Here is a 10,541-nt window from a genome sequence, read left to right as displayed (position 1 = left end):
CCCGGCGAGGTTCTCCGATTGCTTCGTCGCCTGGGTGGAGAACCTGCGGGAGGACGAGCCCGACATCGTCGCGCTCGACGGCAAGACCTCGGTGGCCCGCCGCTACTTCCTGTCCTCGCTGCCGCTCGATGCCGAGTTCTGCGCCAAGGCCGTGCGCGCCCATTGGGGCATCGAGAGCCGCCTCCACTGGGTGCTCGACGTCGTCTTCCACGACGACCCGATGCGGCTGCGGACCGAAAACGGTCCAAAGAACATGGCTACCGTCAAGCACATGGCCATGAAACTCGTCAAAGCCGCCCCGGGGCCCGACAGCCTCCGCGTCCGCCGCAAAGCTGCCGGCTGGAACGACGACTACCTCCGCGCCCTCATCACCAGAACCGCTCAATGAGCTTCAAGCGATTCCCCTGGTTGCTAGAGCGGCGGTTTCAGTGCCGAAAGCCGTTTGAAACCGAGGTGGCGGGTCGGCCAGCCCGTGATTCGAGATCGTCCATGTGGACAGCCGCGAATCGGGCCGGATGTCGGACATCGAGAACAAGACTGAGTGTGACCCGACGGAGCTGACAGACGAGAGGTCGTCGTGGGTCGAACCGCTCCTTCCCGAGCCGGGTCGGACCGGGCGAACCGGCCCCGGCGCCGAGCCGGCATCGACGGCAAGAAGATCGTCGGGCCGCATGCGCCATGGCGCGGTCGACGGCGACGGCCGGCTCCTGCTGGTGAACCTCACCCCGGCGGGAATCACCGGCAGTACGGACACCCATATGGTGCTCACCCCGATCCGCAAGAGATGGCTGTGGATCAAGCACGACGCTGATCCCGGCGGCATGGCCGGCCGACCGAGGCCGGTCCGGCGCTACAGTGCCACCAGCCCCGCGTCACCCTCCTCGGTGCCGAAGGCGAGCCGCGAGCCGGCCGCGTTCCAGGCGAGCGCCGACACCGCGCCGCCGCCCGGCGGCTTGGCGAGGATTTCCGCGCCGTCGTCGAGCCGCACCAACAGCACCATGCCGTTCTCCCAGCCGACCGCCGCCACCGCCTCGCGCGGATGGCAGGCGACCGCGACCACCAGGCTGTCGGAGGGGGCGAGCAGGCGTGGCTGCTGGCCCATCGGCCCGTCCTTGGTGGCGAACGGCCAGACCACCAGCGTGTCGGCGCCGGAGGTCGCGAGGCCCCGCCCGTCGGCGGTCCACGACATCGCTCTCACCTTCACCGCATAGCCCTGCATCCGCATGTGCTTGCCGTCGGCGAGCCGCCAGCCGTGCAGCGCCGGCTCCTGCATGGTGGAGACGACGAAGCGCCCGTCCGGGCTCACCGTCACGCCGATGTGCGAGCCCTTCCATTCGAGGACGTCGGGCTTCGCCTGCGCGTTCGGGAACCACAGCGAGACGCCGTTGTAGTGCGCGACCGCGAGCCGCAAGCCCTTCGGCAGGAAGGCGAGCCCGCCGGCCGAGGAGGGCAGGTCGAGCGTTTTCGGCTCGCCCTTGGCGGCGGTGGCGAACACCTGCTTGCCGGCCGCCCAGGCGACGGTGCCGTCACGGGCGACCGCCACCCGGTCGATCCAACGCCGCTTCGGGTCGGCCGCGATCTCGGTCGCGGTGCCGTCCGGGTCGGTCGCCACCACCCGGCCGTCGTCGCCGCCGGTGACCAGCCGCCCCTCGGCGAAGGCGACATCGAGAATGCCGCCCTCGTGCGCCGCGACCCGGCGGGTGGTGCCGTCCTCGGCGGCGAGCACGATCGCGTCCTCGCCGAGCACGAACGCGGCGGTCTCGCCCGCCCCTTTCGCGGCGAGAAAGCCGGCCGCGACCGGCGTGCCGCCCACCGCGACGGGGACGATGCGGTCGGTCAGGGACGGGATGGTGGCGGTGCCGGTCTCGCTCATGCTGCGCCTCCGTGTCGCCGGGTCACGCGATGCAGGCCTCGAAGCCGGCGCGGATCGCCGCTTCCGGCAGGTCGCGGCCGATGAAGACGAGGCGGCTGCGCCGCGTCTCGTCGTCCTGCCACGGCCGCTGGTGGTCGCCGTCGAGGATCATGTGGACGCCCTGGAAGACGAACCGGTCGGGGTCGTCGCGGAACGACAGGATGCCCTTGCAGCGCAGGATCTTCGGGCCCTCCTCGGCGACCAGCTTCTGGATCCACGGGAAGAAGGTGTCCGGGTTCAGCGGCCGCTCGGTGTCGATGCCGAACGACTGGATGTGCTCGTCGTGAAAATGCTTCAGCCCGCCGTGACCGTGCTCGTGCCCGTGGTCGTCGTGGTGGTGGTGATGGTCGTGCCCTTCGTGGTCGTGCCCCTCGTGGCCATGGTCGTGCCCGTGGTGGTGATCGTGCTCGTCGTCGGTCTCGAGGAAGGCCGGCTCGATGTCGAGAATGCGGTCGAGGTCGAAGGCGTTGCGGCCGAGCACCGCGTCGAGCGGCACCGCGCAGCGCTCGGTGCGGTGCAGCTTCGCATAGGGGTTGATCGCCCGCACGTGCGCCTCGACGTCGAGAAGCTCGTCCTTGCCGACCAGGTCCGCCTTGTTGATCAGCACGACGTCGGCAAAAGCGATCTGGTTCTTCGCCTCGGGGGCGTCCTTCAGCCGGTCGCGCAGCCATTTGGCGTCGGCCACCGTCACCACCGCGTCGAGCTTGGCCGCCTTGCCGACGTCCTCGTCGACGAAGAAGGTTTGCGCCACCGGTGCCGGATCGGCGAGCCCGGTGGTCTCGACGATGATCCCGTCGAACTTTCCCCGCCGCCGCATCAAGCCGCGGACGATCCGCACGAGGTCGCCGCGCACCGTGCAGCACAGGCAGCCGTTGTTCATCTCGAAGATTTCCTCGTCGGCCGAGACCACGAGGTCGTTGTCGATGCCGATCTCGCCGAACTCGTTGACGATGACGGCGTATTTCTTGCCGTGCGGCTCCGAGAGAATGCGGTTGAGAAGGGTCGTCTTGCCCGCACCGAGATAGCCGGTGAGGACCGTCACAGGAATTTTGTCGCTCATGAGAGGCTCCGTTCGGCCCCCTATATAGGCGCGCCGGACGCCTCGCGAAAAGGCCGGGGGCGCCGTCCGAGCGAGCGGCGCTTAATCCGGGCCGCCTGCCGGCGTATAGGAGCGCCATGCCGCAGCCTTCCTCCCTCCCGACGATCCTCCGGACGCTCGCCGACGCGATCGACGCCGTCACCCGCGCCGTATTTCGCGTGGCGATGGCGGCGGGGCTGTTCGTGGTCGTGGTGCAGGTCGCGGTGGTGCTGCTGCGCGTCGCGCTCGGCACCGGCTCGCTGTGGCTGCAGGAATCGCTCGTTTATGCCCACGCGACGCTGTTTCTCCTGGCGGCGGCCTGGACGCTCGCCCGCGACGGCCACGTCCGGGTGGACCTCTTCTATGCGAGCGCCTCGCCGCGGAAAAAGGCCTGGGTCGACGCGCTCGGCACCCTCGCGTGCCTCTTCCCCTTCGCCGCCGTGCTTTTGTGGGTGTCGCTGCCCTATGTCGGGCGGTCCTGGCAAATCCTCGAGCGCTCGCGCGAGGCGAGCGGGCTGCCCGCGGTGTTTCTCCTGAAGACGCTGATCCCGCTGTTCGCCCTCCTGATGCTCGCGCAAGGGTTTTCGCGGCTCGCCCGCGCGGTGCTCGTCTTGACCGGCGCCGACCCGGCGGCGCTCGCGCCGGCGACGCCTCTCGGCGGCGAGCCCGCGAGCCGCGCATGACCGAGTTCGCAAACCTGTTCGGGCCGGACAGCCTCGCGGTCGGCATGGTGGTGGTGGCGGTCGGCCTCCTGATGGTCGGCTATCCGGTGGCCCTCACGCTCGCCGGCGCCTCGCTCGCCTTCGCCGCGCTCGGCCACCTGTTCGGCGTGATGGACCTCGCGCTGCTCGGCGCCTTGCCGCAGCGCATCTTCGGCGTGATGACCAACGAGGTCCTTCTGGCGATCCCGCTGTTCGTCTTCATGGGGGTGATGCTCGAGCGCTCGCGGGTCGCGGAAGACTTGCTCGAGACGATGGGCCGGCTGTTCGGCCATTTGCGCGGCGGGCTGGCGATTTCCGTGATTCTCGTCGGTGTGCTGCTCGCCGCCGCCAAGGGCATCGTCGGCGCCACCACGGTGACGATGGGGCTGATCGTGCTGCCGACCATGCTGCGGCACGGCTACGACGCGCGGCTCGCCGCCGGCACGGTGGCCGCGACCGCGACGCTCGCCCAGATCGTGCCGCCGGCGACCGTGCTGGTGCTGCTCGGCGACCAGATGAGCAACGCCTATCAGGCGGCCCAGCTCGCCCAGGGCAATTTCGCCCCGCAATCGGTGACGATCGGCGACCTGTTCGCCGGCGCCATGGTGCCGGCCGGCGCGCTGGTGGTGCTCTATCTCGCTTATGTGGTCGCGGTCGCGGTGCTGTTTCCGAAGTCCTCGCCGGCGATCCCGCCCGATCCCGATGCCCCGCGCGGCTTCGGGCTGGTGAGAAAGCTCGGGGCGGTGCTGGTGGCGCCGCTGTTTCTCGTCCTCGCCGTGCTCGGCTCGATCCTCGGTGGCCTCGCGACCCCGACCGAGGCGGCCGGCATGGGCGCGTTCGGCGCGCTTCTGCTCGCCGCCCGCCCGCGCGGCCGCGACCAGCTTTTCTGGCTCGCCGCCGCGGCGACGGTGGTTTGGGTGCTGCAGGCGCTGTCCGGCCGCGACCTCTGGGGCAGCGTCCCGCTCGCCGCGCTCGCCCTCGTGCTGCTGGCGGCCGGGGCTGCGCTGTTGGCGCTGCCGGTGCTGCGGGTGCACCGTGAAAAGCTCTTGATGCCGGTGCTCGGCCGCACCGCCGAGGTGTCGGCGATGATCTTCCTCATCTTGATCGGCGCGACGCTGTTCAGCCTGGTGTTTCGCGGGCTCGGCGGCGACGACCTGGTCGCCCGCGCGCTGACCGACCTGCCGGGCGGCACCACCGGCGCGATCCTCTCGGTGATGCTGGCGATCTTCCTGCTCGGCTTCGTGATGGACGCCTTCGAGATCATCTTCGTCGTCGTGCCGATCGTCGCCCCGGCGCTGCTGCAGCTTCCGGGCGTCGACCCGGTGTGGCTCGCGGTGCTGATCGCGCTGAACCTTCAAACCTCCTACATCCACCCGCCGCTCGGGCCGACGCTGTTCTTTCTCCGCGGCGTCGCGCCACCGGAGATCACCACCGGCCACATCTATGTCGGGGCGATCCCGTTCGTGCTGATCCAGCTTCTCGCCATCGTCGTGCTGTGGGTGTGGCCCGGCCTCGCCACCTGGTTGCCGCAACTCCTCTATCCGCATTGACGCGGTGCGGAACGCCTCGCCCGGCTCGGCGGTTGCCGATCATGCGGCGGTCGCACGGCGGTGGCACCCTCGCACCGAGCCGGAGGAGAGGCGATGGACCAGTCCGCAAACGCAACGACCACGCTCGACGACACGCTGCTCGCCCGGATGGACGCCTGGTGGCGTGCGGCGAATTATCTCTCGGTCGGGCAGATCTATCTGCTCGACAACCCGCTGTTGCGCGAGCCGCTCAAGCCCGAGCACATCAAGCCGAGGCTGCTCGGCCATTGGGGCACCTCGCCCGGCCTCTCCTTCGTCTACACGCATCTCGACCGGGTGATCACCGCCCGCGATCTCGACATGATCTATGTCTGCGGCCCCGGCCACGGCGGCCCGGCGATGGTGGCGAACACCTATCTGGAGGGCACCTATTCCGAGATCTATCCCGACATCTCGCGCGACACGGCGGGCTTGAAGAAGCTCTTTCGCCAGTTCTCGTTTCCCGGCGGCATTCCGAGCCACGCGGCGCCGGAAACGCCCGGCTCGATCCACGAGGGTGGCGAACTCGGCTACGCGCTTGCGCACGCGTTCGGCGCGGCGTTCGACAATCCGGATCTGGTGGTGGCCTGCGTGGTGGGTGACGGCGAGGCCGAGACCGGCCCGCTCGCCGGCTCGTGGCAGTCGTGCAAGTTTCTCGATCCCGCCGGCGACGGCGCGGTGCTGCCGATCCTGCATCTCAACGGCTACAAGATCGCCAACCCGACCGTGCTCGGCCGCATGGCGGACGCGGACATCGAAAGCATGTTTGGCGGGCTCGGCTGGCAGCCGCTGTTCGTGTGCGGCGACGAGCCGATGGCGATGCACCGAAAAATGGCGGCGGCGCTCGATGCCGCGCTCGACCGCATCGCAGAGATACAGACGCATGCGCGCGCCGGCGAGGCGGGCGACACGGCGCCCAAATGGCCGATGATCGTGCTGCGCAGCCCGAAGGGCTGGACCGGGCCGAAGGAGCTCGACGGCAAGCGAGTCGAAGGGTTTTGGCGGGCGCATCAGGTGCCGATCGGCGACCCGCGCGACAATCCTGAGCACCTGAAGCTCCTGGAAGCGTGGATGCGCAGCTATCGGCCCGACGAGCTGTTCGACGCCGACGGGCGTCTGAAGGAGGAGATCGCTTCGCTCGCGCCCAAGGGGCCGCGCCGCATGGGCGCCAATCCGCACGCCAATGCCGGCCTGCGCGGCGCGCTCGCGCTGCCGGACGTGAGGACGCACGCCGTAAAGGTCGACACGCCCGGCGCGGCCCAGCTCGGCGCCACCCACGTGATGGGCGAGTATCTGGCTGACGTGATCACGATGAACGCGGCGGCGAAGAACTTTCGGCTGATGGGGCCGGACGAGACCGCCTCCAACCGGCTCGACGCCGTGTTCTCACGCACCGACAGGGTTTGGCAGGAAAAGCTCGAACCCTATGACGTGCATCTCGCCAGGCAGGGCCGGGTGATGGAGGTGTTGAGCGAGCATCTCTGCCAGGGCTGGCTCGAGGGCTATCTGCTCACCGGCCGGCACGGCTTCTTCTCGTGCTACGAGGCGTTCGTCCACATCGTCGACTCGATGTTCAATCAGCACGCCAAATGGCTGAAGGTGTCGCGCACGCTCGGCTGGCGCGGCCCGGTTGCCTCGTTGAATTATCTTCTCACGTCGCATGTCTGGCGGCAGGATCACAACGGCTTCACCCACCAGGATCCGGGCTTCATCGACGTCGTGCTGAACAAGAAGGCCGACGTCGTGCGCGTCTATTTTCCTCCCGATGCCAACACGCTTTTGGCCGTCACCGACCACTGCCTGAAGACCTGGAACCGCATCAACGTGATCGTCGCCGGCAAGCAGCCGTCACCGCAATGGCTCGACATCGACGCGGCGATCCGCCATTGCGAGGCCGGCATCGGCATCTGGGATTTCGCCTCCAACGACCAGGGCGGCGTGCCCGACGTGGTGATAGCGTGCGCCGGCGACGTGCCGACGCTGGAGACACTGGCGGCGGTCGACCTGTTGCGACGGCATCTGCCCGATCTGAAAATCCGGGTGATCAACGTGGTCGATCTGATGACCCTTCAGCCCGACACCGAGCACCCGCACGGCCTGTCCGATCGTGATTTCGATTCCCTGTTCACCACCGACCGCCCGGTGATCTTCGCCTATCACGGCTACCCGTATCTGATTCACAGGCTCGCCTATCGCCGCACCAATCATCACAATATCCATGTGCGCGGCTACAAGGAGGAGGGCACCACCACCACGCCGTTCGACATGGTGGTGAGGAACGATCTCGACCGGTTTCGTCTGGCGATCGACGTGATCGACCGCGTGCCGGGGCTCGGTGTGCGAGCGGCGCACGTCAAGCAGATCCTGCGCGACAAGCGCAACGCGCATCACGACTGGGTGGTGACGCACGGCGAGGACATGCCGGAGATTCTCGAATGGGGCTGGAGCTACGGCACCGCCGCCCGCAGCGGCGATTGACCGCCCGGCGCCTCACGGCGCCGGCGCACCGACCCATTGGCTGACCGGCGCCACATGGGCGAAGCCCGGCAGATCGTCGAACGAGCGCGGCTCGGCGAGGGCTCGCCCGATGCGGCGTGCCCGCGCCGCGGCGACGGCGGCATAGGTCTCGCGGCGCAGCCGCATGACGCGGCCGAGCGGGCGATGCGCGGCGAGCCCGTGCCAGGGCGAAAAGGAGAGCCCCGCATCGACCGTTTCCGCGCGCTGCGGGCTCCACGCCTCCTGCGCCGGGATGCGCAGCCGGGCGACCCGCAGATACGGGCTCGCCTCCTCCGGCCAGCGCACGCTCGCGTCCTCGATCGGCATGGTGGCGAGGTCGGTGCAGAGCTGCACCAGCACGTCCCATTCGCCGCCCTGCTCGCGAAAGAAGGCGACCACCTCCTCGCGCAGCGCATCGGGGCGGCCGGCGACCGACAGCCGGGTGCCGGTCAGCGCGATCAGCTCGGGCGAGACCGGAGCGATCGCGATCTTGGCGATGTAGGGGCCGTAGAGCAGCGGCGCCTGGCTGTAGAAGGTCTCGCCGAGCACGTGGCCCGCCCCGGCGGTGCCGAGCGCGGAGGCGAGCACGCCGCCGCCGACCGCACCCATCACCGCGCCGCCGGCGCGCATCATCGCGGCAAGGCCCCAGGTCGATGCCGCCGTGGTGCGGCCGCCGTCCGCCGCGTCGAGGCCGGCGGGCAGGGGGTGCTCGCCGCCAGCCGAGGCGGCGGGCGCGTTCACCAGCACGAAATCCTGGGTGAGATCGTTTTCGGAGCCGGGCAGCCGCTCGCCGGAGACGCCCAAAACCTTCACCGCCATGCCGCGCGGAGCGGTGGCGCCGTCGTCGCCCTCGGCGGCGTGGCTGGAGAGCCGCACCACCGTCTCGTAGGTCGCGGGCTCGGCAAAAAGCCCCTGCGCCAACGGCTCGGCGAGGTTCTCCAGCACCTGCAGCTCGCCGCGCAGCAGCCCGTGGGTGCGCGCGTGCAGGCGGCGCAGTGGCGCGTCGCCCTCGGCATGGCCGGCGAGCGCCGCGGCGATCCGGCGGGCGGTGTCCGCCTCGTCGGGCTCCGGCTGCTCGAACCAGGGCGCGAAGCGCAGCGGAACGGGCAGCAGTCGCGACATGCGGAAGTCCCCCGAGAACGGCTCCCGAGACAACACCACCCCCGGCAGAGTGTTCCGCACGACATCGCGCGGGCGCCGGGCCGGCGCCGGAGCGAAACGAGGCGGTGTCCCGGTGGGTTGGCGGGCGCGGCTGAAGCGAATCGCGAGGCCGAATCGGTGGCTGATTCGCGGGCGGCGAGTCGGAGTGCAATTTCCGAGCGAATTCCGCGGGTTCTGCCCGGAGCGGCGAAATTTGCGGCGGAACCGGCGGGCGGGAGCGGAGTTATCAACAGCCGGCGGGGGCCGGGCCGAGGTGCGCGGCGAGCCGGCCACAACCCGCCGCGAGAGACTCGATATTTTCGGCTAAACCCCTGTTTGTGCGAGGGGAAAACACACCGTGCGACGATGGTGCAATGCCACCTCCGACCACGCTCGGATGCATTTTAACGAATCGTAAACCATCCGAATTTATGACCGGTACAATAATGTGTTAATGCTAGTTCCTGATGTGATTCGTCAGGTTTGGTGGGGCGGGAGCCGTCACGAGCACGGCCGACCCGTCCGGGAAACCCGTCGTTCGTTCTCAGACTGGAGACAGACTATGTCCTTCGACAAGGCCAATCGCAGCAGCCTCGGCCGGACCTTCTCGATGCTTCTCGGCAGCGCCATCACGGCGCTGGCCGGCATGGCCACCACCGCGCACGCCGCCGGCGCGCAGCTCGCCGACGCCGCCGGGTCCGACCCGATGGGCGGCCACCTCCTGCTCGCGAGCGTTCTGGTGTTCGCGGCGGTCGGTTTCGTCGGCATCAAGATCGCCGGCGAGTACGTCGACTCGCTCACCCGCGGCGAGCACGACGCCCCGGCCAACGATCCGGTGGCGAAGCCCGCCGTCGTCGTCGCCCGCCCGGTCGCCCCCGCCGCCCGTCCGGCCCCGGTCCGTGCCCGCACCACCGCGCCCCGCGCTCGTGACGTCGCCCGCTCGGCGGCGCCCGCTCCCGTCGCCAAGGCCGAACCCGTCAAGACCGTCGCGGCGGCACCCGCCGGCCGTCCGGCGCCGGTGCGCGGCCGCGCTACCCCGGTCCGCTCGCGCGAGATCGTCGGCACCCCGGCGTCCGCGCCGGTGGTCGTCAAGGCCGAGCCGGTGAAGGCGGTCGCAGCGGCGGCCCCGGCGGCTCGTCCCGCCCCGGTGCGCGGCCGCGAGACCCCGGTCCGCAGCGCGGTGCAACGGCGCGCCTGATCACGGCGCCCCGCGGGCGGGCCCGACGGTCCCCCGCGGTCGCGAACGAACGATGCCGAGCCCGGCCGAGTTTTCCTCGGTCGGGCTCGGTGCGTTTCGGCCCGACGTCTTCGCACGCCGACCTCGGACTTCGGCTTCGGCGTTCGAGCTTCGACTTCGCCGGCGCATGACGTCGTGGCGCTGCGTCTGCGCAGAAAGCCGCCGCTCCTCCCGCGTCCCGTGCAAAACGTCCGGCGTCCACCCTGCCGCCGAAACCATCGTGGCCACTGGAGTCGCACGCAGCCGCGTCGCTCGACATCTCGACGACACTGTCGTCTCAGCGTCTAGCGGTCCGTTACACTGGCATCTCTAGTTGGTGATCGTGTTGTCGCAGTGTCATCGAGAATTGTTGCGCTGCACATATTGCAGAGCACTGTCGATGCCGCGTTCGTGCCTCCTTCATGAACGT

At 69.6% G+C, this 10,541-nt stretch carries 8 protein-coding genes; 5 read left to right on the top strand and 3 right to left on the bottom strand.

Annotation, left to right across the window (positions count from 1 at the left end):
• Positions 1 to 388 (top strand): ISAs1 family transposase (locus tag A33M_RS05265; protein ID WP_157223340.1); only part of this gene is annotated, 388 nt, incomplete at its 5' end.
• A 462-nt stretch (positions 389 to 850) separates the two neighbouring features.
• Here the strand turns inward: A33M_RS05265 and A33M_RS05260 are convergent.
• Both A33M_RS05260 and A33M_RS05255 read right to left on the bottom strand, forming a co-directional pair.
• Positions 851 to 1,873: a WD40 repeat domain-containing protein gene (locus A33M_RS05260; protein ID WP_008384291.1), complete on the bottom strand. Its 1,023-nt coding sequence runs from the start codon at positions 1,871 to 1,873 to the stop codon at positions 851 to 853.
• A gap of 22 nt (positions 1,874 to 1,895) precedes the next feature.
• Positions 1,896 to 2,972: a CobW family GTP-binding protein gene (locus A33M_RS05255; RefSeq protein ID WP_040619377.1), complete on the bottom strand. Its 1,077-nt coding sequence runs from the start codon at positions 2,970 to 2,972 to the stop codon at positions 1,896 to 1,898.
• A gap of 116 nt (positions 2,973 to 3,088) precedes the next feature.
• Here A33M_RS05255 and A33M_RS05250 point away from each other — a divergent pair, with 116 nt between their 5' ends.
• From A33M_RS05250 to A33M_RS05240, 3 genes are all read left to right on the top strand, one after another.
• A complete protein-coding gene (locus tag A33M_RS05250) occupies positions 3,089 to 3,673 on the top strand; it encodes a TRAP transporter small permease subunit (protein ID WP_008384287.1) in 585 nt (194 codons plus the stop codon).
• Complete coding sequence (locus tag A33M_RS05245) at positions 3,670 to 5,241, top strand: TRAP transporter large permease (protein ID WP_008384286.1); 1,572 nt, start codon at positions 3,670 to 3,672, stop codon at positions 5,239 to 5,241. The genes A33M_RS05250 and A33M_RS05245 overlap by 4 nt, the downstream gene beginning before the upstream one ends.
• 93 nt (positions 5,242 to 5,334) lie before the next feature.
• Complete coding sequence (locus A33M_RS05240; protein WP_008384284.1) at positions 5,335 to 7,737, top strand: phosphoketolase family protein; 2,403 nt, start codon at positions 5,335 to 5,337, stop codon at positions 7,735 to 7,737.
• A gap of 12 nt (positions 7,738 to 7,749) precedes the next feature.
• On the opposite strand, the gene A33M_RS05235 is transcribed toward A33M_RS05240, so the two are convergent.
• Positions 7,750 to 8,877: a catalase family protein gene (locus A33M_RS05235; RefSeq protein WP_083850320.1), complete on the bottom strand. Its 1,128-nt coding sequence runs from the start codon at positions 8,875 to 8,877 to the stop codon at positions 7,750 to 7,752.
• A 580-nt stretch (positions 8,878 to 9,457) separates the two neighbouring features.
• Here A33M_RS05235 and A33M_RS05230 point away from each other — a divergent pair.
• Positions 9,458 to 10,093, top strand: a complete 636-nt coding sequence (locus A33M_RS05230; protein WP_008384280.1) for a hypothetical protein — start codon at positions 9,458 to 9,460, stop codon at positions 10,091 to 10,093.
• The last annotated feature ends 448 nt before the right edge of the window (positions 10,094 to 10,541 follow it).

The sequence above is a fragment of the Rhodovulum sp. PH10 genome (genome assembly GCF_000293785.1).
In the GTDB taxonomy this organism is placed as follows: domain Bacteria; phylum Pseudomonadota; class Alphaproteobacteria; order Rhizobiales; family Xanthobacteraceae; genus Rhodoplanes.
Note: the sequence above shows the minus strand (reverse complement) of the source record. Positions and strands in the feature narration are given on the sequence as shown.

Excerpts from the sequence above, each read along its gene's own strand:
- A33M_RS05260 (WP_008384291.1), bottom strand. The coding sequence starts at position 1,873 with ATGAGCGAGACCGGCACCGCCACCATCCCGTCCCTGACCGACCGCATC.
- A33M_RS05255 (WP_040619377.1), bottom strand. The coding sequence starts at position 2,972 with ATGAGCGACAAAATTCCTGTGACGGTCCTCACCGGCTATCTCGGTGCG.
- A33M_RS05250 (WP_008384287.1), top strand. The coding sequence starts at position 3,089 with ATGCCGCAGCCTTCCTCCCTCCCGACGATCCTCCGGACGCTCGCCGAC.
- A33M_RS05245 (WP_008384286.1), top strand. The coding sequence starts at position 3,670 with ATGACCGAGTTCGCAAACCTGTTCGGGCCGGACAGCCTCGCGGTCGGC.
- A33M_RS05240 (WP_008384284.1), top strand. The coding sequence starts at position 5,335 with ATGGACCAGTCCGCAAACGCAACGACCACGCTCGACGACACGCTGCTC.
- A33M_RS05235 (WP_083850320.1), bottom strand. The coding sequence starts at position 8,877 with ATGTCGCGACTGCTGCCCGTTCCGCTGCGCTTCGCGCCCTGGTTCGAG.
- A33M_RS05230 (WP_008384280.1), top strand. The coding sequence starts at position 9,458 with ATGTCCTTCGACAAGGCCAATCGCAGCAGCCTCGGCCGGACCTTCTCG.